The 26,855-nt window shown below is 42.0% G+C and carries 18 protein-coding genes, 3 pseudogenes and 1 riboswitch; of the genes and pseudogenes, 8 read left to right on the top strand and 13 right to left on the bottom strand.

Translation table 11 applies throughout. The annotated features are described in order from the left end of the window. Positions 1–397: 397 nt before the first annotated feature. Positions 398–1,072: a beta-phosphoglucomutase gene (pgmB, locus tag CU635_RS00705; protein WP_101575251.1), complete on the bottom strand. Its 675-nt coding sequence runs from the start codon at positions 1,070–1,072 to the stop codon at positions 398–400. Continuing rightward, the gene (locus tag CU635_RS00700) at positions 1,065–3,377 is read right to left on the bottom strand and encodes a glycoside hydrolase family 65 protein (protein WP_101575250.1); all 2,313 of its coding nucleotides are present in this window, start codon (positions 3,375–3,377) and stop codon (positions 1,065–1,067) included. The genes pgmB and CU635_RS00700 overlap by 8 nt, the downstream gene beginning before the upstream one ends. A gap of 595 nt (positions 3,378–3,972) precedes the next feature. After that, positions 3,973–4,158: riboswitch (cobalamin riboswitch) on the top strand. Between the two features lie 129 nt (positions 4,159–4,287). On the opposite strand from CU635_RS00700, the gene CU635_RS00695 reads away from it, so the two are divergent. Continuing rightward, the gene (locus CU635_RS00695) at positions 4,288–6,552 is read left to right on the top strand and encodes a ribonucleoside-diphosphate reductase subunit alpha (RefSeq protein ID WP_101575249.1); all 2,265 of its coding nucleotides are present in this window, start codon (positions 4,288–4,290) and stop codon (positions 6,550–6,552) included. Positions 6,553–6,570: 18 nt separating this feature from the next. Further along, positions 6,571–7,610, top strand: a pseudogene (locus tag CU635_RS00690) (ribonucleotide-diphosphate reductase subunit beta). A gap of 44 nt (positions 7,611–7,654) precedes the next feature. Here CU635_RS00690 and CU635_RS00685 read toward each other — a convergent pair. The 7 genes from CU635_RS00685 to CU635_RS00655 form a co-directional block, all read right to left on the bottom strand. After that, positions 7,655–10,375, bottom strand: coding sequence for a P-loop NTPase family protein (locus CU635_RS00685; protein ID WP_245917229.1), 2,721 nt, complete (start codon positions 10,373–10,375; stop codon positions 7,655–7,657). 396 nt (positions 10,376–10,771) lie between these two features. Continuing rightward, entirely contained in the window at positions 10,772–11,929 is a 1,158-nt protein-coding gene (locus CU635_RS00680) for an MFS transporter (protein WP_245917237.1), read from the bottom strand. A gap of 366 nt (positions 11,930–12,295) precedes the next feature. Beyond that, entirely contained in the window at positions 12,296–13,219 is a 924-nt protein-coding gene (gene opp4C, locus CU635_RS00675) for an oligopeptide ABC transporter permease (protein ID WP_101575246.1), read from the bottom strand. 10 nt (positions 13,220–13,229) lie between these two features. Continuing rightward, on the bottom strand, positions 13,230–14,195 hold the full coding sequence (locus tag CU635_RS00670) for an ABC transporter permease (protein ID WP_101575245.1): 966 nt from the start codon (positions 14,193–14,195) through the stop codon (positions 13,230–13,232). 205 nt (positions 14,196–14,400) lie between these two features. Then, on the bottom strand, positions 14,401–16,176 hold the full coding sequence (locus CU635_RS00665) for a peptide-binding protein (protein WP_308314942.1): 1,776 nt from the start codon (positions 16,174–16,176) through the stop codon (positions 14,401–14,403). 82 nt (positions 16,177–16,258) lie between these two features. Then, complete coding sequence (locus CU635_RS00660) at positions 16,259–17,266, bottom strand: ABC transporter ATP-binding protein (protein ID WP_101575244.1); 1,008 nt, start codon at positions 17,264–17,266, stop codon at positions 16,259–16,261. Positions 17,267–17,281: 15 nt separating this feature from the next. After that, positions 17,282–18,253, bottom strand: coding sequence for an ABC transporter ATP-binding protein (locus CU635_RS00655; RefSeq protein WP_101575243.1), 972 nt, complete (start codon positions 18,251–18,253; stop codon positions 17,282–17,284). Positions 18,254–18,958: 705 nt separating this feature from the next. Here CU635_RS00655 and CU635_RS00650 point away from each other — a divergent pair. After that, the gene (locus CU635_RS00650) at positions 18,959–20,629 is read left to right on the top strand and encodes a glutamine--tRNA ligase/YqeY domain fusion protein (RefSeq protein WP_101575242.1); all 1,671 of its coding nucleotides are present in this window, start codon (positions 18,959–18,961) and stop codon (positions 20,627–20,629) included. 61 nt (positions 20,630–20,690) lie between these two features. Here the strand turns inward: CU635_RS00650 and CU635_RS00645 are convergent, their stop codons facing one another. Next, positions 20,691–21,542 carry a VOC family protein gene (locus CU635_RS00645; protein ID WP_101575241.1) on the bottom strand — a complete coding sequence of 284 codons (852 nt, stop codon included), beginning with the start codon at positions 21,540–21,542 and terminating at the stop codon, positions 20,691–20,693. A gap of 216 nt (positions 21,543–21,758) precedes the next feature. Between CU635_RS00645 and CU635_RS00640 the strand changes: the two genes are divergently transcribed. The 3 genes from CU635_RS00640 to hepT all read left to right on the top strand — a co-directional run bounded on the left by CU635_RS00640 (position 21,759) and on the right by hepT (position 23,056). Further along, positions 21,759–22,091 (top strand): winged helix-turn-helix transcriptional regulator, encoded by a 333-nt coding sequence (locus tag CU635_RS00640; RefSeq protein WP_101575240.1) that lies wholly within the window; start codon positions 21,759–21,761, stop codon positions 22,089–22,091. Positions 22,092–22,251: 160 nt separating this feature from the next. After that, on the top strand, positions 22,252–22,656 hold the full coding sequence (mntA, locus tag CU635_RS00635; RefSeq protein ID WP_101575239.1) for a type VII toxin-antitoxin system MntA family adenylyltransferase antitoxin: 405 nt from the start codon (positions 22,252–22,254) through the stop codon (positions 22,654–22,656). After that, positions 22,646–23,056: a type VII toxin-antitoxin system HepT family RNase toxin gene (hepT, locus tag CU635_RS00630; RefSeq protein ID WP_101575238.1), complete on the top strand. Its 411-nt coding sequence runs from the start codon at positions 22,646–22,648 to the stop codon at positions 23,054–23,056. The genes mntA and hepT overlap by 11 nt, the downstream gene beginning before the upstream one ends. A gap of 144 nt (positions 23,057–23,200) precedes the next feature. On the opposite strand, the gene CU635_RS00625 is transcribed toward hepT, so the two are convergent. Together CU635_RS00625 and CU635_RS00620 are read right to left on the bottom strand one after the other, a co-directional pair. Beyond that, a complete protein-coding gene (locus tag CU635_RS00625) occupies positions 23,201–23,854 on the bottom strand; it encodes an exonuclease domain-containing protein (RefSeq protein ID WP_373270898.1) in 654 nt (217 codons plus the stop codon). Positions 23,855–24,061: 207 nt separating this feature from the next. After that, on the bottom strand, positions 24,062–25,456 hold the full coding sequence (locus tag CU635_RS00620; RefSeq protein WP_101575237.1) for a tetratricopeptide repeat protein: 1,395 nt from the start codon (positions 25,454–25,456) through the stop codon (positions 24,062–24,064). Positions 25,457–25,567: 111 nt separating this feature from the next. Between CU635_RS00620 and CU635_RS00615 the strand changes: the two are divergent. Both CU635_RS00615 and CU635_RS23685 read left to right on the top strand, forming a co-directional pair. Continuing rightward, positions 25,568–25,827 (top strand): annotated as a pseudogene (locus tag CU635_RS00615) (NAD(P)-binding domain-containing protein); the annotation flags it as partial. Beyond that, positions 25,811–26,084 (top strand): annotated as a pseudogene (locus CU635_RS23685) (gluconate kinase); the annotation flags it as partial. The pseudogenes CU635_RS00615 and CU635_RS23685, both read left to right, overlap by 17 nt. A 74-nt stretch (positions 26,085–26,158) precedes the next feature. Here the strand turns inward: CU635_RS23685 and CU635_RS00605 are convergent. Beyond that, the gene (locus CU635_RS00605) at positions 26,159–26,839 is read right to left on the bottom strand and encodes an ABC transporter ATP-binding protein (RefSeq protein ID WP_101575236.1); all 681 of its coding nucleotides are present in this window, start codon (positions 26,837–26,839) and stop codon (positions 26,159–26,161) included. Positions 26,840–26,855 lie beyond the last annotated feature (16 nt).

The raw sequence follows: 26,855 nt of genomic DNA, 5'->3' as shown, positions 1-26,855 counted from the left end.
CGGACTGGGCATGGACAATAAAGCAAAAGCCTGTCTGAACACGGGTCTCGTTCGGACTTGGCGAGGACAATAAAGCAAAAGCCTGTCTGAACACGGGTCTCGTTCGGACTGGGCGAGGATAAAAAAGCAAAAGCCTGTCTTAACACGGGTCTCATTCGGACTGAGCACGGCCAAAAAAGCGTAAGCCTGTCTGAACACGGGTCTCATTCGGACTGAGCACGGCCAAAAAAGCGTAAGCCTGTCTGAACACTGGTCTCGTTCGGACTGGGCATGGACAAAAAAGCAATAGCCTGTCTGAACGCGGGTCCCGTTCGGACTGGGCAAAGGCTAATAAAGCGAAACGAGTCAACCATATAAAACAACCACCTGGAATATTAGCTCCAGGTGGTTTCGTGCGCTATTCTTTCAATCGATATCTTTTCGCCACTTCTGTAAATGATAGTTCAGAAGTGTCATTATAGACGAGATCGGCTTTCTCAAACTGTTCCTTAGGACCGATCGCAATGGCAAACATTCCCGCCGCTTTTATTGCTTCCACGCCTGCTGTTGCATCTTCAATTCCAATACAGGCGGATGGTTCGGCTTCCAGCAGCTTTGCAGCAGTTATAAAGATTTCCGGATCGGGTTTTCCGTGACATATTGTTCTTGCATCGACAATGATATCAAATTGTTCCCTGATACCGAGAGCTTCAAGGACGGTCATCGCATTTTTGCTGGCTGACGCAATTCCGAGCTTTACGCCTGCCGCGTTGATATCGGCAACAAATTTCCAGATCCCTGGCAACAAATCCGCAGGTGTAATCCTGTTAATCAAGTTTAAATAATGTTCGTTTTTTTTAGCAGCCAGTTGATCTTTTTCCTCGCTTGAAAATCGGGCTTGTTTCCCGCCGTGAGTAAGAATTTTTTCAAGCGAATCCATGCGGGAAATCCCTTTCAATTCTTCGTTGAACTGGCGCGAGAACGGAATTCCAAGCTGATCGGCGAGCGCTTTCCAGGCTAAGTAATGGTACTCTGCGGTATCGGTAATGACTCCATCAAGATCGAAAATAACAGCTTCAAGCGGTTTATTCATGGCGACCTCCTTTGCCGTTAAGCGGTACATTAAGTTTCCCATTGGCGAAAATTGTTTTCGGTTCGCCATAGAGCGACAGCTGCAGCTCTGAGCCCCGCTGTGAAATAATCACTTCGTCTTTTGTTACTTCTACTTTGATTTCATGGCTTCGATAAATAATGTTAAAGCTGTAGCGATCCCACGCGTTTGGAATGAATGGGGCAAATGACAATGTTTCATTCGCCGTCCTCATCCCGGCAAAGCCTTGCACAATTGCCAGCCACGAGCCCGTCATGCTTGTAATATGAAGGCCGTCTTCCGTATCGTTATTATAATTATCGAGATCAAGGCGGGCGGTGCGATTGTACATTTCGTAAGCTTTTTTCTCCATTCCAAGTTCAGCCGCCAACACAGCATGGATACTTGGAGATAAGGAGGATTCATGGACGGTCATCGGCTCGTAAAATTCGAAATTGCGCCGTTTCTCTTCATTCGAAAACTCATGGTTAAGAAAATAAAGCCCTTGCAGAACATCCGCCTGTTTAATAAAGCAGCTGCGCAGAATTTTGTCCCAGGACCAGTTCTGATTAATCGGCCTATCGCTAGGCTCTAGCTGATCTACGGTCATTAAGTCCTTATCTAAAAAAGTATCATGCTGCACAAACACATCAAGCTCTTCATCATACGGAAGGTACATGTTCGCTGCGATGTGCTTCCATTCGAGCATTTCTGTCTCGCTAATGTTCAACTCCTGCAGCTTTGCCAGATGACTATTTTTCCGTAAAAAATCGATCACTTCAAGAGCGTAGCTAAGCGTCCACATCGCAATCCGGTTCGTATACCAGTTATTGTTTATATTATTCTCGTATTCGTTTGGTCCGGTAACACCATGAATCATATAAAGCTGTTTCTTTTTATTAAAATGAACCCGATCGGCCCAAAAGCGTGCGATACCAATCAGGACGTCCACTCCGAATTCCTGAAGATATTCGCGGTCACCTGTATAATTAACATAATTGTAAATGGCGTAAGCAATCGCACCGTTGCGATGTATTTCTTCAAATGTGATCTCCCATTCGTTATGGCATTCAATGCCATTGAAGGTCACCATCGGATACAAAGCGCCTTTAATGCCCTGCTTCCGGGCATTGCCATAGGCACCATCAAGCTGGTTATGGCGATAGATACAGAGATTACGAGCGACACTGGCGTCTGCCGTGGACAAATAAAGCGGAATAGCATAAGCTTCAGTATCCCAATAAGTTGCCCCGCCGTATTTTTCACCAGTGAAACCTTTTGGACCAATATTTAAACGGGAATCCTCTCCGTAATAGGTTGAAAATAGCTGGAACAAATTAAAACGGATTCCTTGCTGGGCCTCGTCATCACCGGAAATTTCAACATCTGCCCGGCTCCATCTCTTTAACCATTCCTGCCGATGCTCTTCAAGCAATCCGTCAAACCCCTTTTGATAAGAGTGTTCCAAAATCATTTGACCTTTGTGAACTAAGTTTGCAGCTTCATGGTCTCTATCAGTAGTAACCGCTACATACTTATAAACATGGATCGTTTTTCCTTGTGCAGCTCTTGCCTCGATCACATTATCCACGTATTCCGTGTCCATATTGGCAACCATTTTTGTCATTTCCCCCTGGACTGCCAGCTTCATGGCGACTGCAACCTGGAATGTTGGAGTTCCAAAAGGATTGTCTTTTGTTTTCATAACGAGATGGCCCTGGAAATCTTGCACATCCTTGCTTATCTCTATCCAAAAGTCCTCATCATAATTGGCGTCTTCATTGCGAACATCACCGTCCAGGTAAGGGATAAGCTTCATACTCCCTTCATAGTTGAGAGCGGTTACAGAGTAGCGAATAACAGCCAGTTCCGGTTCTGCAACAGATAAAAATCTCACCGTTTCAACCAGCGTCTCTTTTCCATTATCGACAACCGTGAATGTCCTTGTCAAAACACCATGCTGCATATCCAGCTCGCGGTAATATTCTTTTATTTTCGCTTTATTGAGGTCAACCTCTTCCCCATCAAGAAACAGGCGAATGCCAATAAAGTTCGTGGAGTTGATCACTTTGCCAAAATATTCAGGATAGCCGTTTTTCCACCAGCCGACACGGGTTTTATCAGGAAACCAAACACCGGCAATATAAGAGCCTTGATGGTGATCACCGGAAAAAGATTCCTCAAAGTTCCCTCTCATGCCCATATGGCCGTTTCCAAGACTCATGACGCTTTCAGCTAAACGAAAGTTTTCTTTGTGCAACTCCGTTTCGATGATTTTCCAGCTATTAATTTCGAATAATCTTTTCATGGCTCTATCTCCCTTTTTCAAGTTGAGCAAACGTTTGCACTAATTATAGCACGATTTCATTCCACTGGTCGGATCAACCATGGTTTTTGCGCGAAAAAAATTGCGTACTTCCCATTTATAAACGTTGACTCATTATTCGCAGAGGTTTTTTTCAAAAACTATTGCATATTAAGATAATATAATGTATAATATAGAAATTCGCCCTTCTTGAATTAATGATTGAAGAAATGATATGTATGAAAAAATAGGCGTTCTACTTTTGTTTTATAGTAATACTTATTCACACTGGATCGGCTTCGGAGCCGTAAGGACGTTAGAGAGGTAGGGCTTTCGTCGTTTAGGTTAAAAACCATCAAGTGGAATATCACCGCGGCAAATGATATCATTTAAATAAATTTTTATGTGGAAATTCAAGTTGAATCTAAAAAGCGGTCCAGGAGTTGCTGGATCGCTTTTTCTATGTAGGTTTAGACAGCTGTTTTATAATTTTTTAAAAAAATTGAGAAAATTCATTTGCGAATTTTGTCTTTTCAATTTATAATGTGATTTACATCACTATATATAGTGATTTATAACGCTAACAGTTCAATATTTTGTGTTTTCCAATGAAAAGGGTGTCGAAAGCTTCGACATAATAGGGAATCCGGTGTGAGTCCGGAGCTGTCCCCGCAACTGTAAATGCTGATGAAATAAGTGTATCCACTGTGAGAGCTCTCATGGGAAGGAACTTAAAGTAGAGTGAAGCATGAGCCAGGAGACCTGCCTTTTTTATACGTACTATCTTCTTCGGGAGTTGAGAGGATAGAGCGAGGAAAAGGTCATTTCGATAACCTGAATTCTTCTTCGTTCTATCCGCTCATCTTTACCGATGGGCGGTTTTTTTTATTGACTAGAAGGGAGAAATATAATCATGACTTTACAACTGCCAACAGCTTATTCTGATTTAGACTCGGGAAATTTGCAGGAGGTGCATCAGTTTATTCAGCAAATAACTGCGCCATACCCGGGTCTCCATGCAGCTGAATTTGCTGAAAAAATCTCAACATTGCTGTCATCAAAACAAAACATTCATAAGGACAAACTTGCCAATGACATGATTTTGGCGGCATTAGAACGAATTTCTGCTGGTGAACCGGACTGGACGTATGTTGCGGCAAGAATATATTTAGAAAGGCTTTACGAAAAAGCGTCTATCTCGAGGGGCTATCGTTCAAGCGAAAAATACGGAAGCTTTTACGACCTGATTCTAAAGCTCACAAAGCTTGGAATTTACAGCAGCAAACTAATGCAAGCTTATACAGAGCAGGAAATTAAGACTTTAGGCAGTCTTATCAATGCTGAACAGGATCTTTTGTTTACATATATCGGCCTCGTTACCCTGTCTGAAAGATACTTGGCTAAATCCCATGCAGGTGAAATTCACGAACTCCCCCAGGAACGTTTCTTAATCATTGCGATGACGCTGATGATGAATGAACCAAAAGAAAAACGATTTGACTTGATCAAGGAAGCATACTGGGCGATGTCCAATCTGCTGATGACTGTGGCGACACCGACCCTTGCCAATGCCGGCAAAAGCTACGGACAGCTATCGAGCTGCTTTATTGATACCGTTGAGGACAGTCTGCGCGGGATTTATGATTCCAACACCGATATTGCCAATCTATCGAAAAACGGCGGCGGCATCGGCGTTTACCTGGGTAAAATCAGAGCGCGCGGCAGCGACATAAAAGGCTTCAAGGGCGTTTCCTCGGGGACGATTCCGTGGATGAAACAATTAAACAACACAGCCGTAAGTGTTGACCAGCTTGGGCAGAGACAGGGAGCAATTGCCGTTTATCTTGATGTTTGGCACAAGGATATTTTTTCTTTCCTTGAATCTCGCTTGAACAATGGTGACGAACGGCTGCGCACCCACGATTTATTCACAGGTGTCTGTATACCCGACTTGTTTATGGAGCTCGTCCGCGAACGCGGGGATTGGCATCTATTCGATCCACATGAGGTTCGGACCGTAATGGGTTACTCACTTGAAGATTATTTTGATGAAGAACCAGGCAGCGGCACATTTAGAAAAAAATATTTCGAATGCGTCAACCACCAGGATTTGACAAGACATACCGTTCCCACTATCGAGGTTTTTAAAGCCATCATGATTTCGCAGCTTGAAACAGGGACTCCATACATGTTTTATCGGGACACAGTGAACCGGGCTAACAGCAACTATCATCAAGGCATGATTTACTGCAGCAATCTATGCACAGAAATCACGCAAAACCAGAGCCCGACCACGGTAACTGAAGAAAAAACGGAGGATGGAAAAATCATTACCGTTAAGGAACCTGGCGATTTTGTCGTCTGCAACCTGTCGTCGATTTCACTAGCGAAAGCGGTTCAGGAAGGCGTTTTGGAAAGGCTTATTGCCATTCAGGTAAGAATGCTCGATAACGTGATTGATTTAAATGACATTCCAGTTCTGCAGGCAAACCTGACGAATCAAAAATACAGGGGAATTGGGCTCGGCACCTTTGGCTGGCATCACTTGCTTGCATTGAAAGGAATTGCCTGGGAGACAGATAAAGCTGTCCAATATTGTGATGAACTTTATGAGGAAATCGCTTATTTGACGATTAAAGCCAGTATTGAAATTGCGAGGGAAAAGGCGGCTTATCCTTTGTTCCCGGGGTCAAGCTGGGAAACCGGAGCATATTTTGAAAAGCGGGGTTATCATTCAGCCAGGTGGCAGGAACTAAGAGCAGAGATCAATAAATATGGTATTCGCAACGGTTATTTGCTGGCAGTTGCGCCGAATTCATCAACGGCGATCATTGCCGGTTCAACATCGGGAATTGACCCGATTTTTCGCAAGGAGTATTCAGAAGAAAAGAAAGATTACAAGATTCCCGTGACAGCGCCAGATCTAAATCCACACACTAATTGGTACTACAAATCTGTATATTTGATCGACCAAAAATGGAGCATCCTGCAAAACGCGAAGCGCCAGCGGCACATCGACCAGTCAATATCGTTCAACATATATGTGCGCAACGACATTAAAGCAAAAGAACTGCTTGAGCTGCACATGCTTGCATGGGAACAAGGACTGAAAACGACCTATTATGTGCGCTCGACCTCAAGCGCTGTTATCGAAGAATGTGAAAGCTGCCATAGCTAATGAAGGAGTGTTAAGGATATGGAATCAATCAAGCAAAGGGCTCTCGTTGATCGGGAAGCGCCCAATCGCTCAACAGGGATCGTCAATGGACAAAGCTCAAATATTCTGAACTGGGATGACGTCCGCTTCCCATGGGCTTATCCGAAATATAAGGTAATGCTCGCGAATTTCTGGACGCCCTTTGAGATTAATATGAGCAAAGATATTAAACAGTTTCAAGCTCTTAATGACATTGAAAAGGAAGCATTTTTAAAAATCATTGGCTTATTGGCATTGTTGGACAGCATTCAATCCGACTACGCGAGCAAAGCCGCCGATTATTTAACGGATTCTTCTCTAAACGCGTTAATGATCATGCTCGCCCAGCAGGAAGTGATCCATAACCATTCCTATTCATACGTCTTGTCCAGTATTGTACCAAAGAAAAAGCAGGATGAAGTGTTTGAATTTTGGAGAACCGAACCAACCTTGCAAAAGCGAAATGATTTTATCACGGACGGCTATCGCAATTTTACACAAGAGTCGACAGTTGAGAATTTCCTGAAATCGATTATATATGATGTGATCCTTGAAGGATTATTCTTTTATTCCGGTTTCGCCTTTTTTTATAACCTTGCCCGTAACCAGAAGATGGTTGCTACTTCGACGATGATTAACTATATCAATCGTGATGAACAAATCCATGTCGGATTATTTGAAAAAATATATAAAGAAGTACTCAATGAAAATCCGCAGCACCGAACAGAAGATCTCGACAATTTTGCGATCGAAATCAAAGAGCCGCAGAATTGGAAATCGAGTGGGGAAGACAAGTGATTGGTGATAAAATCGATGGCATTACGATGAGTGATCTTGAACAATACATTCAATATATGGCGAACAAACGCTGCAATCAACTCGGCCATGGACGACTCGTTTTTCCCAATGCACCAATAAAAAATCCGATGCGCTGGATTATCGCCTATCAGGAAGTTGATCTCGGCAAAACAGATTTTTTCGAACAGCGTTCGCGCCAGTATACGAAGACTTCAGATGCGAATGGCTTTGATGATCTTTAAAATTAAACAGAACCGCCCGTGATCATTCCCGGGCGGTTCTGTTTTTAACGATGGCTTAGCTGTTTCCCCGCCATTTCCATCCACTCTAGCTGTCGCAGCCTTACCTCGAACATCCTTAATGGATCGCGGTACAATTCTGGATTCGTTCTGATCTGGTCCAGTGAAGCCTGCTTTTCCACGATTTCGCTTTGCGTCTCCTCGACGGTCTGCTTCAAAACACGGAACGGGTTTCGGAAGAATATTGTAACATCGCGCTGAAGCGTCCGTTCAAACATTTCAAATGGCTGCATAAAATTATTGATAATTAACGTTTTTGCTTCTTCATAATCTTCGTTTTCTACGAACTGTGTGTATTTATTATAGAGCATTACCTTGTTTTGCTGGATGGCACCGAACAATTTTCCCGCACTCTTTAATAGAAACTGGGAAGGTGTGAATCGAAGCAAAATATTTACTGTATCGACAGGCACTCCACTCGTCATCCGGTCCGCATCACGGCGCCAATCATCAAGCACTTTGAAATCACACTCAAGCTTGATCCGCTCTTCTTCAAACATCGAATTGAAGCCATCACTCATATCGGCTAAAAACGCCTGGCTTTCGCCAAACTCGTTCTTTGAAAACTCAATCCATTCCTCAAGCTCCTGATTGAATTTCGGCAACATCGTTTCAGAGAGATACTCCCGAATTCTCCTATTCATCTCATCATTCAGTTTAACATGGAGGCTGCCATAGTCACTATCCTCTTCAATGATATCTGAACAGCCCTGGAGAAGCTTTGGAATTTGATCTTCAAGTTCATTTTTTATCTTCTGTTTTCTACCGCGGTAAGATTTTTGAATAATATTAATCTTTTCTTTTTCGACATCACTAAGCTGATTGATCGCACCGTTTAACTTGTTCGCCATTTCCTCATTCCATTTGATCGATTCGATCAAACCATTTTCCATTTCGACCCTGCTTTTCAGAAGCATCGTAATCGTTTCCCGTATCAAGAACAACAAATTGGAATTACGCCTTTCCACCGTGTTTACGTTACTTGCATTTGCCTGAATAAATTCTGCAAGGTCGCTTAATTGCTGTGTGCTTTCATAATTAGACGAAAAAGCAAACAGCTTTGCTTCCTGGAAATATCCATGAATTCTTGTCCAAGTATCATCTACCAATTTGATCGCTTCCTGCTCATCTGCAATCGAAGCAATATTATTTAATAAAAAGTGGACCGGAAGATTTGGTGCTTCCCCGGCAATTTTTACAAGCATATCACGTTCCCTCTCTGTAAAAGGGGAACCCGCATCAAGCACAAACAAGAGGCTGTCTGCCAAATGCAGATACTGAACTGCCTCGTTTCTTTCACTGCGCGTTCCTCTAAAGTTAGGGATATTAAACAATGACAGCCCGTTTTCAGTTAAGAATCGGCTCGAAATCTTAAAATCGATAACAGTTCCTTCCGCAGAAGCAGACGCTAACTCGGGTATATGCCGGATTTCTGAATCATCAATTTCAGTGATTTCATTATCTTCATCACCTTTAAAAAGAACAGCTGCCTGAACATCATGTTCTAAAATATTCTCACCGAGGATCGCATTTATGAAAGCTGACTTCCCATTTCCCGGACTTCCGGCAATCAGGAGATGATGCGTGTTGAGATCAGCCAGCTCGCCCGCCAACCATTTAAATCGATTTCCTATCTCGACTTCATTCTGTTCCGCCCATGCTGTGATTGTATCAAAAAGACGCAGGCTTTCTTCATGGCCATTACCTCGCGTCCTAAACGCTGCAATAACGTTTTCTGCTTCTTCTGCCGCTGAAACCTTTATCGTCGAAGGAAATAGCTCGCTCCATGCCAGTACGGCAGACGCTGAGTATAAACCATGGCTGTTATCGGAAATTTTCAGCCAATTGCTTAGATGATTGGGAACAATCCCGGATAGTTGTTTTAACAGGTATTTTCCACTCATTAAATCGAGGAAAGATTGTTGATAAAGGGTGGAAAGCTCTGTCCAGGAGACAGACTGGTCAACTTCAATCTCAGCTAAAAAGCGGTCCATGTCGCGAATCCAGGAGAAATAGGTATCCTCGCCTTTGTAGCTGTTCCATAATGAAACAACTATTTTCTCAAGACGCTTTTTATCTGAATGGTACAGTGCCATCAAAACATCCATAAAATAGTCCGGTTGAATCTTTTTTGTTAAACCATCTTGAATATAGGTATTTAAAAGATCAAACCAATGTAGTGATTGCGTCCTGATTGCCTCATTTACTGCCAATTCAACCGCATTTCTTGCATCTCCGTGCTCTTCAAAGAAAGTTCTTGCGATTTCAGTAATATTCGGATAATCGGGATTGAGAACAACCGCTTCTTTTATCACTTTTGTGGCACTATCCAATTTGCCCTGCTGTACGTAGAGGGTAAATAACTGCAGGGAAACTTCTGTTTTTAAAATGATGTTATCAGTTTGAACTGATTTATAGATGCTCTCGGCTGTTGATAATATTTCAAGCGCAAAATAAGCATCAGCCATATTTTTTTTTGCCCATGGCTCGAGTTCATTGTCGATATTTTCCCATTTAAAAATGGCAGCTTCAAAATCATAGTTCGCGTAGTACACTTCCCCCTGGGCAAAACGGATATAGGACAAATCAGGAACATCCTTCTGCTGTTCTTTTACGTAAAGCTCACCCAGTACACGCGATGGCTGGCTGGCATCATTTTCATCGGTAAATGTTTGGTAAAATTCTTTTTTGATTAATTGCTTTTCCACAATTCGTTCCTCCGCTGATCGTATTTACAAGTCATCTTACTTGAACAAAAGCGTAAGTGCCTTGAACAGCCCTGACAAGCGCTGGAGGGCCTGACGGTGAAGTCGTTCTTTGACTTCATTGGCAGGACCGAAGCGACTCGAAGGGCTAGGCACTGGAGCTGGACGACTAGACATCGGACTCAAAGTTCCTCCAAGTCCATAGTATAATAATTGCTATATGACAAGAGAGAGGTAAATATGCTATAAGTCTTTATCCTTATTATTCTATCAGAGTTATTATTGCAAAAAGTTTCATTTAGCTTTCATTTTTAATACAAAATGATGGCGGTTTGTTACATTATTGACAATATAAAAAGCGATTAGAGAGAAGATCCGCTCTTAATCGCTTTTTATTTGTTATTGCGAAGATGCAGTGCGCCGACTGCGCATCAATCCTCTACGTGCTTCTATAAGAGTAAAGACGATGGCAATAACGAGAAAAAAACTGGAAATCTGGAAAAGTGCAGCCGTTTCAACATATTGGGCCAGTATGCCAAACACGACTCCGCCCAGGCCAATCCCAAGGTCCATTGCCGAAAAAAACATTCCGTTTGCCACTCCGCGCCGGTGCGGCGGTGTCATTGACAATGTCCATGATTGCAGCGTTGGAATTAAAGAACCAAACCCGGCTCCAAACAAGGTTCCCGCGATGATGATGAAGAGATTCGAATGGGCGAAAGAAAGAACCCACATTCCGATAAACGTTAATGACGTACAGAACAGCACAAGTCCAAACGGCCCCCTCCGATCAAACCATTTACCGGCAAATGGTCTCGATAAAGATGCCATAATCGCATTGAACAAATAAAATAGAAAGATTTGATCAATTCCGCGCTCTTCCCCAAAGATCACGATAAATGTCACAACCGATCCATAACCAAAGGTGATCATGACCGTTACAAATGCAGGATACAAGCTTGTTTTTTCAATCAGCGAACCAAAGTAGGAAAATTTCAGTTCCTCTTTGCCTGTTTTTTCAACAACTTCCGGCGTCCGGTAGCGAGCAATGGCCAGAAGCAGAATGGCAATGACTCCTAATGCCACTGAAATATAAATTAAATTATCAAAAGTGGTGACTTGAAACAAATAGATACCGAGGCTTGGTGCGATAATCATTCCAATCGTGACCGACAGGCCATAATATCCCATGCCTTCACCTAAACGTGAGTTTGGGACAATATCAACAGCCGCTGTTCCATTTACGGTAGTCGACCAGCCCCAGGCAAGTCCATGAATGAACCGCAGCAACAGAAAGATAACGACAACTTGAGAAATCGGATAAAGCACCGTAATAAGCATAAGTGCTAGTGCCCCAACTATCACTAGCGGCTTCCTTGCCTTATACTCGAGCAAATACCCGATAAACGGGCGGCTGAAGACCGCACCTATTGAAAAAAGTGCTGTGACAAGACCGATTTGCAGCCCCGACGCACCGATCGATTTAATGTATGGCGGCAAAGTGGGAATCAGCATTTGAAATGACATAAACACAAACAAATTACCGGCCATTAACATAATGAAGGACTTAGTCCAGAGCGTTTCTTTTAAGTTATGTTGATCCAAGGATCTCCCTCCCTTTGTTATGAAAAAGGAACCTTCTATCATGAAGATCCATGTACAATTAATCCTTCTAAAAGGATTATATTTCGTCCCGCTAAATATTAACACACCTAGTGAAAAAAAGGTATTTAAAAATGGATCCTAAAATATAAACAAGAACCGGTTTAGCTTCGGTTCTTTAACCTTACGTTACTTTTCCCCAATTCCGTTTGTTGATAACACAATCTAAAGCCGGAATGTTATGCCAGTTTGTTTTCCCTCTTATGTACAGCTCCACATAAATAGAACCTGCTGATAGTTTCTCATCAGCAGGTCTAGGTGTTAACGTCTATTACTTTTTGGGTCAAATGCATCACGGAGACCGTCTCCGATAAAGTTAATACAAAGGACAGTTGTTAAAATGGCAAGTCCCGGTGGTATCCATGCTTCCGGGCTGTTTCGTAAAATACGCAAGCTTTGCGCCTCGGAAATCATATTGCCCCATGTTGGCGTAGGCTGTGGAATTCCAAAGCCAATAAAGCTGAGTGCAGATTCAACGATAATCATCGTTGCCATCATCAATGAAGCATTTACAACAATTGGCCCGATCGCATTCGGGATGAAATGCTTAAAGATGATTCGGGCATCGCTGGCACCGATTGCCTTTACGCCGAGAATAAACTCTTGTTCTCGCAGCGACAAATAGGTTCCCCTGATAATCCTCGTCAGGTTGGGCCATGTGGTTAGCGCAATAATCGTCACAAATAGCCCGATCGTTACCTTTTCTAAAACGGCAACAACCGTTAATACGATAACAAGGAATGGAAGAACCAGCATCATGTCAGCAGCACGCATGATGATCGCATCAATTTTTCCGCCATAATAACCTGCGATTGAGCCTAGTGTTACACCAATTACGAGTGTAAATAACATCGCACTAAAGCCCACAATTAGAGAAATTCGTCCGCCGTATAAAAAGCGAGAAAGATTGTCCCTTCCTGAGCTGTCATTTCCAAGTGGGTGGTCGGCACTTGGCGGACGTTCAATCATCATTAAGTTGGATTTAGTCGGACTCTGGTCCGTAAAAAACGGTGCAAGAATCACCATAATTATAATCAAAGTAAGGATGATTACGCCGGCGACTGCTAATTTATTTTTCATAAAACGAGCGAGCGCAAGCTGGAAAGGCGTTTTTCCATATTCCGACTTGCCTTGCGGTTGGATTTCCGGATTTGTATTCACCGTATCTTGCGGATTAAGTTGCATATTATTCACCTCAGTCGTAGCGAATTCTTGGATCGACAATGCTATAAAATATGTCAGCCAATAAATTGCCTAATAAAATAAAGAAACCGAACATTAAGTTAAGGGCCATGATAACCGGATAATCACGATTTCCGATCGATGTGATAAACAGTGTACCAATACCGGGAAATTGGAATACCCCTTCTGTAATAATGGCGCCACTGAGCAATGTACCAATTTCAAAACCCAATAAAGTAATGATAGGAATCATAGCATTGCGGAGTGTATGCTTGTACAAAACAGATCGGTCTGTCATTCCTTTTGCTTTAGCTGTCCTAATATAATCGCTGCTAAGCACATCAAGTACTTCTGAACGCATATAGCGCATATATGAAGCTGTTCCTGCTAAACCAAGGGTAATACCCGGAAGGACTAGATGGTGAAGCCTGTCCACAAACAGTTCCATGCCTGTAAGTCCAGGAGATGAAACTGAGCCTTGCGATGGAAACCAGCCAAGCTGAATTGAGAAAAAGTAGATGATGACTAAGCCGAAAAAGAAGCTTGGAACCGCTAGTCCAAAAAAACCAAATGCAGTTGCGCCATAATCAAGCAATGAATATGGCTTACGAGCAGAATAAATACCAATCGGAATCCCGACAATTAGCGTAAGAGCCAACGCAAATGTTCCTAAATACAGTGTGTTGACGATTCGGCCGTTGATTAAATCAGATACTGAACGCCCTTTGTAAGCAATCGATTCTCCAAAATCCCCTTTAGCAGCATTCTTCACCCAGTTCCAATATTGAACATGTACGGGATCATTTAGTCCAAGGGCCTCCCTTTGCTTCTCAATCGCCGCAGGATCGATATTCGGATCTAGAAGTCTACCGGCGATCGGATCTCCCGGTGCGGCTTGAATTAATCCATAAACGGCAATGGTGAGGACGAAGAGCATTGGTATAAAAATAAGAAAGCGTCGGATGATATACTTGTACAACGTTTCCTCCTCCATTCTAAACAGCACAAGCGCACTATTTGATCCATCCAGGTAAGGATTAGACTCTCTTTTGAAGGACAAACATCCAGCCGATCATCTTTTTAATTACCGGAAAGTCGTGCGCTTGAGCAATACTTTTTATTTCTTGACAAGAAAAGAGCGTGCGGCGTTATCCACACGCTCTTTCCCGTCAGTCTTTTTCCTCTTATTCAGTTACCCACCACAAGTGTGGCTTATTAATCATGCTATACGGCAATTCATCGACACCCTGCAGACGCTTATTATGTGCCCACAAGCTGTTTTGCGCATAAAGTATTAATGCAGGCAGATCGTCCTGGAACTTTACTTGCCAGTCGCTATATACCTTGTTGCGGTATTCAGCATCAAATGCTTCCGGTGCTTTCATTGCATCTAGTAACAGCTGATCTGCCTCTGGATTGTTCCATCGGCCATAGTTATAACCTGCGTCTGTAGACCATAATCCACTAGGGTCTGGATCACCACTGTCCAAACTCCAGCCTAACAGGTAAATATCCCAATCCTGATTATCTTTTTCTAGCGCTTCTGCATAAACAGGGAATTCCATTGGCTGGCGAAGATCAACTTTGATGCCTACATCTTGAAGCATTTCTTGAATGATTGGTGCAGAACGTTCACGAAGCTTGTTTCCTGTTGGATAGTTCATTGTTAATACCCATTCATTTCCTTGTGGATCTTCACGGAAACCGTCATTGTTCGTATCAACATATCCTTCTTTGTCCAACATTTCTTTTGCTTTTTTAGGATCAAATTTATATTGGTTTGGTTTTTCGTCATCATAAGCCGGGAATTGTGTAGCAATTGGTGCATTGATAACATTGCCTTGGCCGTAGAGCAATCCATCAATTAAGCCTTGACGGTTAACTGCATAGGCGATTGCCTGACGTACATTTTTGTTGGAAAGCTTTTCGTTTGGCACCCAATTTTCAGGTTTGATTGCACCGGATGCAGCATCTTCAGGTGTACGGTGGTTCACCATAAAGCCCATGATCTGGTATCCAAAGTCAGGCTGTTCAATGATTTCAAGGTTTTCCATTGCATCTACAGTTTCATAGTCGGCAGCCTGGAATCCATTTGGCTCAGCAACAAAGTCAACTTCGCCATTTTCCAGCATTCCAAGAATGACAGCCTGGTCTACAATACGCCATACAATTTTATCAAGGTATGGTGCACCCTGCCAGTAATCTTCATTTCGTTCAAGAACGTATTGCTCCCCATCCACCATTTCAGTGAATTTGAACGGACCAGTACCAATAACTTTGCCAGCCTCCAATGTTCCTTCATGTTTAGGAATGTCAGCTATAGGAACATCTTTAAAAATGTGTTCAGGAATAATATCGAAAGATGCATCTTTAAGGGCTGTTACGTTCGGTGCGGCAAACTTGAATGTAACAGTGTGATCATCAACTGCGACAACACCCGGGAATTCAGTGGACGCGCCAGTAGAGAATTCTTCATAGCCTAGCAAACGGACCGCAAAGTCTTGGCGTACACCGCCTGCTTCAGCATATCCAGGGGTGGATAGAGTTTTATAAGTAAATACCACATCATCGGCAGTGAATGGCTCACCATCATGCCATTTTGCATTTTCTCGCAATTTAAACGTTACTTCAGTCTGATCATCATTAAACTCCCAAGACTCAGCAAGATTTTCAATAAACTCTAAATCTTTATTCTGGGTAAGTAATCCTTCATGTGTGAAATCAAGAATATTTGCTTCATAAGCTGATGTATAGTAAATAGGGTTAAATACTCCCTCTGGCGGAGTATCCATTGCACCGGTTAACGTACCGCCTTTTTGCGGCTCACCGCTTGCTTCCTCACCTTTACCATCGTCTGAAGCAGGCTTGTCTCCACCGCCATTACACGCAGCAAGCAATCCTAATACTAGAACGAACACAAGCATTTGTAACCAACGTTTCTTCTCTTTCAAAATATTCACCCCTTTTAAATTTTCGGTTTTACATGGTGGAACATCAATCTCTCCGTTCAGCACCACCTCCTTACAGAACAGTTGATTTGGATTATTTATCGTACAAATGGCACGCAACCAAATGATCGTTGCCAACATCAATTAATTCCGGACGATCAACTGCACAGCGTTCGTGGGCATGTGGACAACGAGTCCGAAATGTACAGCCTGATGGAGGATTTGACGGACTTGGCAAATCCCCTTTCAAAATAATTTTCTCCCTGCGCTTGCGGACGTCGATAGTCGGTACAGACGATAGCAATGCCTGAGTATAAGGATGAAGCGGAGTTTCATAAAGATCTTTCTTGGGAGATATTTCAGCAATACGTCCCAGATACATAACCGCTACCCGGTCACTGATATGTTTAACGACACTCAAATCATGGGCAATAAACAAATATGTTAGATCAAACTCATCCTGAAGATCGGCCATTAAGTTAAGAACCTGGGCTTGAATCGACACGTCAAGTGCTGAAACCGGTTCATCACCAATGATGAACTTTGGATTAAGGGTAAGTGCCCTGGCAATACTGATCCGCTGGCGCTGGCCTCCAGAAAACTCATGGGGGTATTTATGCCTTGCATCGGGGCGAAGCCCTACTTTTTCAAGCAAGCTGCTTGCTATTTCTTTACGCTCGCTTTTGCTTTTGTTTGTTTGAACGAGCAAAGGTTCCTCAATCAGCTCACCGACACTCATTTTCGGATTTAGTGAAGCAAATGGATCCTGGAAAATCATTTGCATATCCCGGCGGTAAGGGCGCATCTTCCGGTTCCCCAATGTGGTTATATCATCATTATTAAAAATGATTTGCCCTTCGGTCGGATCGAGCAAACGCAGAAGCACCCGGCCAAGAGTCGACTTTCCCGAACCCGATTCACCTACAACTCCAAGCGTTTCGCCTCTTCGAATATCAAGCGACACATCATCAACCGCTTTTACGTGGCCGACTGTTTGTCTTATAATCCCCCCCTTGATCGGGAAGTACTTCTTGATGTTTTTAGCCTGCATGATCAAGTCATGCTTTGTCTCTGTTTTTATCTCTTTTTCTGTAACTGACACGTATTAAGCCCCCTTCTATTCATATAGATAGCAACGCACGTTGTGGCCCGGTTCTGTTGCATAAAGGTCCGGGTTGGCCTGCCGGCATTTGTCCATCACATGCGGACAGCGGTCGGAAAAGCGGCAGCCAACAGGAAAGTTATATGCAGGTGGAACTGTGCCTTTAATGGATCCCAGTCTGTCAACGTCTTTATCCAGGGCTGGCAAGCTTTCAAGCAATCCGCTTGTATAAGGGTGCTTTGGCTCCTCAAATAGCCTTTCAACAGTCGTTTCTTCGACGATTTGCCCGCCATACATCACCATCACCCGGTCTGCATATTCTGCGACCACACCGAGGTCATGCGTAATCAACAAGACTGCCATATTAAACTTCTTCTTCATCTCGTCCAAAAGATCGAGAATCTGGGCTTGAATTGTTACATCAAGTGCAGTTGTCGGCTCGTCCGCAATTAATAATTTTGGATCACACGAAATTGCGATCGCGATCATCGCCCTCTGCCTCATTCCGCCGGACAGCTGGTGCGGATATTCCTTCATCGTTTCTTCCGCTCTTGGAAAGCCAACAATCCTTAAAAGTTCTACCCCTCTTTGATACGCTTGTTTTTTTGTCAATTTTTTATGTCTTATCAATGTTTCGACAATTTGGTTGCCAATTGTAAATACCGGGTTTAACGCAGTCATCGGCTCCTGGAAAATCATCCCGATTTCACTGCCGCGCACTGTTGACATTTCTTTATCGGACAGGCTGACAAGGTCTTTGCCGCCAAATAAGATTTTTCCTTCTTTGATTTTTCCTGGTTTGTTGACCAGCTTCATGATCGACAGCGATGTAATACTTTTTCCGCTGCCTGATTCTCCAACGAGGGCTACTGTCTCGCCGGGATTTATTGAAAAGTCAACACCGTCGACCGCCTTGGCTATCAACTTTTTGTCCAAATCAAAATATGTCTTTAACCCCTCAACATTTAATAATGCATTTTGAGCCATTTATGTCTGTCACCTCAACTTCAATTCTCTTTATCTAAAGTTCTACTAATCACTTAGTTATTACTTTATGAATGTCAGTATACCGTTAAGAAGTAATTTTTTCAATATAAAGAAAACTAAAAAATAAGATAATGTTCCTAAGATCATAAAAAAACAGTTAATTACCCTATATTTCGACATATTAAACTGGTGCAATTTACATGAAAAAGATTATGTAATGTTCGGATTTAAATGTAAAAACAAAACTTTTTAAACGATTTTTATAAGTAAAAGCATAAACGCTTTAAAGTAATAATGTAAGTTGTCGCAACATATTAATCTTGTTAGCATTCTATTAATTTGTTTTATTAGGAAATTTTTAAGCAAAAGCTAAAACCGAACTTTTTACATATACGCGAACCTTTAAAAGTAGCGAATTATGTTGTAAAAGGGATCGTCTTCCATCCATTTTTAAAGAAAGCATTTTCATTTTTCCACGTCGGAAATACACAGTTTAACTATATTAAAATTATTTTTTGCGATAACTCTTTATTCTTGACCCCTATTGTTCGTAAAGCAGGCGATCACAACTCCATTTTCTTGCGTATTGTCTGCAACACGCTTGAATTTATGTTCTTTTATGAGTAGTATATAGTTCTATGGAAATATATAAGGGATACCTTTAAAATAAGAGATAACTTACATAAAAAGAAAGGCTGATACTGTTTGGAACAAAACTCGTCAAACTTTATTCGGACCATTATTCAAGAGGATTTGGAAACAGGGAAACGCGACAAAGTTGTCACCCGTTTTCCGCCGGAGCCGAACGGTTACCTTCACATTGGCCACGCGAAGTCGATCGTCATTAATTTTGGCCTCGCCGATGATTTTAACGGGAAAACCAATTTGCGTTTTGATGACACCAACCCATTAAAAGAAGACCAGGAATATGTTGACTCAATTAAAGAAGATGTCAAATGGCTTGGCTATGAATGGGATGAACTGCGCTTTGCCTCCGACTATTTCGAAGAAATGTACAACAGGGCTGTCCTGTTAATTAACAAGGGAAAAGCATATGTGGATGACTTAACGCCCGATGAAATCCGTCAATACCGCGGCACATTAACAGAGCCTGGAAAAGACAGTCCTTATCGAAATCGTTCGATTGAAGAGAACTTGGATTTATTCGAAAGAATGCGCAACGGCGAGTTTGAAAACGGTAAAAAGGTGCTGCGCGCAAAAATTGATATGTCTTCACCGAACGTTAATTTGCGCGATCCCGTCATATACCGGGTTTCCCATGCGACACACCACAACACTGGTGACAAATGGTGTATCTATCCGATGTACGGGTTTGCCCACCCGCTTGAGGATGCTATTGAAGGCGTCACGCATTCTCTTTGTACAACCGAATTTGAGGATCAACGCCCGCTTTATAATTGGGTCGTTGCAGAGTGCGAAATGGAAAACAAGCCACAGCAAATTGAATTCGGCCGGCTAAACCTGACAAACACGGTGATGAGCAAACGAAAGCTAAAGCAGCTCGTTGAGGAAGAATTTGTCGACGGCTGGGATGATCCAAGAATGCCGACGCTCTCCGGCTTAAGACGAAGAGGCTATACCCCGGAAGCGATTCGCGAGTTTATTCAAGCAACAGGTGTTTCAAAAGGGTTTGGAATAGTTGATTCTGCGATGCTTGAACATTTTATTAGAGAAGATTTAAAACTGAAAGCGCCAAGAACGATGGGAATTTTACGGCCTTTAAAAGTCGTCATTACCAATTATCCTGAGGGCCAGGTCGAAATGCTTGATGCCGAAATCAATCCGGAGAATCCGGACATGGGAATGCGCCAAATCCCTTTTTCACGAGAAATCTATATCGAGCAGGATGACTTCATGGAAAATCCTCCGAAAAAGTATTTCCGTCTTTTCCCCGGCAATGAAGTACGCTTAAAGCATGCCTACTTCATCAAATGTGAGGAAGTTATCAAGGACGAGAACGGCGAAGTGATTGAGCTGCGCTGCACGTACGATCCCGAAACAAAAAGCGGGACAGGCTTTACCGGCCGAAAAGTGAAAGGAACGCTGCACTGGGTTGACGCAACTCAAGCCATTCCCGCGGAGTTCCGGCTGTATGAGCCATTGATTCTCGATGCGGATACAAACGAAAATGAAGATGTTGATAGCATGGAAGAGAAAACGTTCCTTGATTACGTGAACGATAATTCCTTGCAGATCGTGCAGGGGTTTATCGAACCAAACATGAAAGATGTCAAGCCGCATGATAAATTCCAATTTTTCAGGCACGGCTACTTTAATGTCGATCCAAAGCTTTCAACAGAAGGAAAAGCAGTTTTCAACCTGATCGTATCGTTGAAAAGTTCGTTTAAGCTTTAAACCAAGAAAAGAGGCGGAGCCTTTACGGCAGCGCCTCTTGCTTTTTATACTTTTGAAAGTTTCAAACTAATAACTGAATGCGATTTCCGGATGGATCCTCTGTTATGAAGACACCACTCTTTTCTTGAACCAAGGCACCCATTTTATGGAGCTGCTCGACTACTTCTTTTCTAGCTTGTTCGTTCGGCAGCACTAAAGAAAACCAATTCAATCCAACACTGTTATCAGCAGGCGCCGGTGCCCCCACTCCGTTCCATGTATTTAATCCGATGTGATGATGATATCCGCCGGTAGAGATAAACAATGCCTGATTTCCGTAACGGGTTGCGATATCAAATCCCAAACCCTGAATATAAAACTCTTCAGTTTTTTGTAATTCGGCTACATGCAAATGGATATGCCCCATCAATGTTCTTTCAGGAAGACCGTTCCACTCTTGACCGTTCCCCTCCGCAAGAAGGTCTTCTGCGTCTAACCGTTCGGTTGCCATCACTACTTCACCATTGTGCCAATCCCATGTTGAAGCAGGCCGATCAGTATAAATCTCAATCCCATTTCCATCCGGGTCTACTAAATATAGCGCTTCACTGACAAGATGATCAGAAGCTCCTTGCAATGGATAACCGTGTTTGATAAAGTGCTTTAAAACCGCTGCTAAATCGGACCGTTTCGGGAGCAACAGTGCGTAATGGTATAAACCTGTAGTGCGTGGCTGTTTCGGAACCACATTTTCCGGCTGTTCGATCGACAACAGGGGAGTTCGCCCGTCTGCTGTTAATATCGCTTTTCCGGCTGATTGCTCCAAGACGCGAAACCCAATCACGTTTTGATAAAAATTTAAAGACCGCTCCAAATTCTCTACTTTTAGGTCAACTTGACGAACGAATGTGTGTGGCTGGCGATGAAATTCCATAAAACCCTCCCATGTATAAATATTCATTCCAACTAACATATACTACATTCTTGCTTATTGTTTCCTTTTCCTTATTTTTCTCAACAATAAAGTTAGTTACTTTATGTAAGTAATTATATTTTTGTAATTTAATAATGTCAAGTAACTTAATGGTATAAAATAATGTTATTATTTTTCACAATAGGATATACTATTAACAACGGGAGGATGGAAGACATGAATACAACTGCACTTTGCCCGAGGTTTGAAAAAGCGATGAGTATTTTAAGCCAGCGATGGACAGGGCTGATCATTTACCAAATGCTGTCGGGTCCACAGCGTTTTTGTACGATCGAATCTGCGATTGGCGTGAGCGGAAGACTGCTTTCAGAAAGGTTAAAGGAATTGGAGAATCAGGGGATCGTGAACCGCGAAGTTTTTCCAGAAACTCCTGTTCGAATCGAATACTCTTTGACCGAAAAAGGTTTATCTCTGGAACCTCTGATGAGGGAAATAGAAAAATGGTCCCAAACATGGCTGGAAACTGACAGCACAGCAAAGAATGATTAAAGCCGATTGTGTCTGGGACAGTCGGCTTTTTTGTTCGAGGAACATCTATTATCTTCTTTAATTCAATTTTCTATATGATCTTTTAAAAAAAGATTTTAAAACCTTAATTTCTTGTTTAAAATTAAGTTTAACTAGGAAATAACGAGTTGGAGTGATTGAGGTGAGCGAACTGATATGTAAGAAAATCATAAACACTTTGGTGACGGAACTTGAACCAGTTTTTGTTATCCTATTCGGTTCGGCAGCGAAAGGAATAGCAAACCAAAATAGCGATCTCGATATTGCTTTTTTTAGCAATAAGTCAGTTACACCATACGATTTATTTATTCTCTCTCAGCAGCTCGCTGATCATGCGAAAAGGGATGTTGACCTTATTGATTTGTCCCGGTCGTCCACCGTCTTTCAAGCTCAAATTATTACAACGGGAAAAACGATTTATTGTGCTGATGAAGCTGCAAAAAGAGCGTTCGAGATGAAGACTTTAAAAATGTATGCAAAGCTCAACGAAGAACGGCAGGTTATATTGGATAAAATTTTTGAAAGCGGGATTATCTATGAAAAATGATGTCATCCTTAATAAAGTCAGTATTATTGAACGTTGTATAAAGAGGGTTCGTGAAGAATATAAAGACAACCCGGACAATCTAAACAATTTTACAAAGCAGGACTCGATCATCCTCAATATTCAAAGATCCTGCGAAGCTTGTATTGATATCGCCATGCACATCATTGCCACAGAAGGGCTTGGTTTGCCGCAATCAAGCAGAGATGCTTTTGACATTCTGCACTCACAAAAAATTATTAATGATGAATTAAGCAGACAAATGAAAGCAATGGTTGGATTTAGAAATATCGCTGTACATGACTATCGAACTATTCAACTGAATATTCTTCAAAAAGTAATCGAGCTTCACCTTGACGATTTTACTCGATTCACAAAAACAATTCTTAGCTTTTATAAATAGCTTTCGTATCAAATTTTAGTTCAACAAAAAAATGCTCTAAGCACTTAACAGCTCCTATTTAATGCAACACTCCCCCACTTCCGACCTTAAAGTGAAGGAGCCTCATCATACATAGTTTGCAAAAAGTTACATTATTATGAATAGTTATTCATTTATTGCATGCCTGCCATTCTCCTCCATAGCAAGTGAACGCTTGTAACTTTTTTTGGCCCCAGCCGGTTGATACTTGCTCATCGGGCGCTTTTGCAGAACCTCTTTAAGGTATGGAGCTCCTTGAGGGCTTATCTTTTTAAGCAATTCCATTAAGTATGTAATATCATCTAACGCCCTATGTGTCTGGTAGTTGGTAATACTATGTGATTTTAATAGGGTCAGAAGCTTGCTGTTGGGAAAACCATAGTCTTTCCAGGCAACGCCTTTCATTGTACAATACCATTCTAAATCGTTAACCTCCGGGTACATCCAGTATAAAAAACTCCTGTCAAAGGATGCATTATGGGCCAGTACGGTATCCGCCCTGTAAAAAAATGATGTCACTTTCGCATCATAAAAGCTTTTGCCCATCACCGATTGATAAGGGATACCATGAATTTTAAAGGCTTGGTCATAATTTTGCCGGGCAGATGTTGAGATTGGCTCTCTTAGAAAAGAAGCCTCATCAATGATCTCAAGCACCTCTCCTGTATCCTCACGATAAGAAAATAACTTTAAAGCAAGCTCAATGATTTCATCTGACTTTGGACTAAGTCCTGTCGTTTCAACATCAAGCACCAGTCCGGTCTTTAGTTGTTTATTCAAGATCATCACCCTTGTTCTATATCTTTATTATTTCTAAATTATAGCAGAACTACTGAAAGAATTGTTCTGCCAATCTTTTTCAGCTTGGGTGACTTTGAAAATATGTTTATCATTACGTGTTTAAAAAAATCATTTCTAGCAAGCTTATGCTGGAATTGTTCTTTAAAAGCCGTGACTGCGTTTTAAAATTAAGACGACCCTGCCGATTCAAGCTTTTTGCATATTGGAGTAGATGTACAGGTAATTATTCGATTCTTCAACCATCCCGAGTTCACGGTAAACCTTTGTCAACCACTGGACAGGATTCGGATCGTCGGGTTTTAATTCCATTTCCCATGTAAAGCACTCTATCGCTTTCTCGTACTGTTTAAATTTGTGATAATACTGGCCAAGTGAAAACTGCTTATCCGGATCATCTTGAATGATAAACATCGACGTAATTAATTTCATGGTCGGAATGGAATTTTCAATTTCCAACAAAGGCTGGAGCCAATTATGGACATAGGAGATGCTGTTTTCACTTAATAATAGAGGAATAATCGCTTGGAGTATCTTTTCCAAATTGACATGGCTTGTTTCATGAATCAGGTATGTGCGCAGGTTTTCCAAGTGTAATTTCTTGATGCTCAAAGAGTTTTTTTCAAATAATTCGGCTAACTGCTGTTGCTGAGGCCCGGTAATATTGGAACGCGGCTGTTCAGTGATCAGATTGATTGCATCTTCAAATTGTCCGATATCAATCATCATTTCAAATACTTCTTTCTGAAGCCGATTTCCTTTTACAACCTTTTTAAGAAAAGGATCCGATAACAAGACAGACCGCTCTTTTTCTGACAGATGAGCAGTAATTAATTGTATAAACTGGTCATAATATTTTTCTTCAGGACAGCTTGATGTGCGGAAATGATCGATGTATAGGACGAGCAGGTCATGCCATCTGGCTTCCTTCGATAAAACCGTCTGCAAATAAGCAAAATGGGGCTCGCTCTCCTTTTGATAAAAGGCATTCATCTCGGAATAAAGGGAATCTTTCGCATGCAGTTCCGGATCTATCCTGTCATAAAGGAGCTTATATTTTTGATAATACACATGGTGGGAAAGTTCTTGTGCCCACGTATTTTCCGGTTCGAAATCAATAATAATCATGAGAATTTGATAAGCAAAGCGGAGCTGGCCATTGCGTCGATATTCGTAAAAGAAAGCTTTCATTGTATCAATGATGGCGTGTTTTGGCATAAAGGAATCGAAAAAAGAGAGAATGAGTGCAGTTTCTTGTGAAGAATATTGCTTTCGGAGCATGTTCTGGACCTGTTTTTCCAACTTCAATGGGAAGGTATGCTGCTGAAGAAGCATCGTATCAATAAGCGGATGGGGCGATGAAAAGATAATGCCTTCTGTAAAAACTTTTTTCAAACGGGAATGGTCGGATATTTTCGTTGACTTACCAAGAATAAAGCGGTTTTTATAGAAAAACAGATAGATGGGCTCGTTACCGGGACTTATGACCTCAAGAACCTTCACGCGATGATAACAGGCCATTCTGTTCACCGTAAATTCGGTCGCAGCTTTTGCAGTACTGATCGTTACCGATTGTCCACTCATCGTGATCCCTCCATATTGTCAGCTTAATAAACTATATCTGATAGTTTTATTTTAGCACTGTTACAAATAAGATGGAAACCAAACATGAAAAATAAGCGCAGGGCCGCCTTTATTGACGGAGGAAATTCCAATTATAAGCAATCGATTCGCGCGCGGCGGAAGAATTAAAAGCACAAGGTGTTTATTTTCTTGATGTCGGAACGAGCGGCGGAATGGAAGGCGCCCGAAATGGCGCATGCACTATGATTGGCGGAGATAAGGATGCCTTTCAATCTATTGAACAACTGTTTCGGGATGTTTGCGTTAAAAAAGGGTATTATTATGGCGGAAAGAGCGGCAGTGGCCATTTCTTAAAAAATGGTGGCCGATATATTTGATCAAGACGTGTATGTTCCGGAAAGCTTTGAAAGCTCTTGCCTGGGAGCGGCAATCCTCGGTTTGTATGGCTTGGGTAAAATCGTTTCATTAAATGTCGTTTCAGAAATGGTCGGCGCCCATACCTACCATTAAGCCCAACCATGATAATATCTTGGTTTACAAAGAGTTAATTCCTATTTTCATCAGAATATCAAGACTGTTGGAAGATGAATATGATCATATCGCTGCTTTCCAAAAGAAAATGCTTTAAGACTGTCGGCATATTAAGTATATCTTAGTATGCCGAAACAATCTTTTTGTTGAAACTCTTTTAATTGAAATATTTTATCTGCTCTTGACTCCATACTCCAACTTATTAGGTTTTACAATTGAGTTAATAATCTGTCCACGGTCCAGTTCATGTACCGTGTCACACAGAATTTCAATATCCTCTTTACCATGGCTGGCAAGTATGATTGTTTTGCCTCTGTCTCTGAGTTCCAAAAGCAGCTCACGGATATCTGACACACCCCGATTATCCAACCCATTCATAGGTTCATCAAGAATAAGGATATCCGGGTCTTCCATTAAAGCCTGGGCAAGCCCAAGGCGCTGCCTCATCCCTAAAGAATATTTCCCCACGTGTTTTTTACTTTTGGGATCCAATCCTACTTTTTCAATAACGGCAAATATCTGTTCTTTTGAAATTTTGTTTTTGATAGCAGCCAGAAACTTTAAGTTTGTGTATCCGTCATAGTTGGGAAGAAACCCCGGAGCTTCAATAATAATCCCTACATTCTCAGGCACATCGCAGTCTTTTCCTATTTGCTGCCCGTCTACTTTGATTGTTCCGGTTGTCGGGATGACGAATCCACAAATACACTTTAACAGCATCGTTTTTCCCGAACCGTTTCTGCCGATTAAACCATGAATTTTATTTTTCTCCAGTGATAGGGTGATTCTATCTAAAACGGTCGTATCTCCAAATTTTTTTGTTAAGTTGTCGATCTCTATAGCTACCTTCATATTTACAGCTCCTCTC

Source organism: Bacillus canaveralius (assembly GCF_002860125.1).
Lineage (GTDB): Bacteria > Bacillota > Bacilli > Bacillales > Cytobacillaceae > Bacillus_BJ > Bacillus_BJ canaveralius.
Note: the sequence above shows the minus strand (reverse complement) of the source record. Positions and strands in the feature narration are given on the sequence as shown.

Excerpts from the sequence above, each read along its gene's own strand:
- pgmB (WP_101575251.1), bottom strand. The coding sequence starts at position 1,072 with ATGAATAAACCGCTTGAAGCTGTTATTTTCGATCTTGATGGAGTCATT.
- CU635_RS00700 (WP_101575250.1), bottom strand. The coding sequence starts at position 3,377 with ATGAAAAGATTATTCGAAATTAATAGCTGGAAAATCATCGAAACGGAG.
- CU635_RS00695 (WP_101575249.1), top strand. The coding sequence starts at position 4,288 with ATGACTTTACAACTGCCAACAGCTTATTCTGATTTAGACTCGGGAAAT.
- CU635_RS00680 (WP_245917237.1), bottom strand. The coding sequence starts at position 11,929 with ATGTTAATGGCCGGTAATTTGTTTGTGTTTATGTCATTTCAAATGCTG.
- opp4C (WP_101575246.1), bottom strand. The coding sequence starts at position 13,219 with ATGCAACTTAATCCGCAAGATACGGTGAATACAAATCCGGAAATCCAA.
- CU635_RS00655 (WP_101575243.1), bottom strand. The coding sequence starts at position 18,253 with ATGGCTCAAAATGCATTATTAAATGTTGAGGGGTTAAAGACATATTTT.
- CU635_RS00645 (WP_101575241.1), bottom strand. The coding sequence starts at position 21,542 with ATGGAATTTCATCGCCAGCCACACACATTCGTTCGTCAAGTTGACCTA.
- CU635_RS00640 (WP_101575240.1), top strand. The coding sequence starts at position 21,759 with ATGAATACAACTGCACTTTGCCCGAGGTTTGAAAAAGCGATGAGTATT.
- hepT (WP_101575238.1), top strand. The coding sequence starts at position 22,646 with ATGAAAAATGATGTCATCCTTAATAAAGTCAGTATTATTGAACGTTGT.
- CU635_RS00620 (WP_101575237.1), bottom strand. The coding sequence starts at position 25,456 with ATGAGTGGACAATCGGTAACGATCAGTACTGCAAAAGCTGCGACCGAA.
- CU635_RS00605 (WP_101575236.1), bottom strand. The coding sequence starts at position 26,839 with ATGAAGGTAGCTATAGAGATCGACAACTTAACAAAAAAATTTGGAGAT.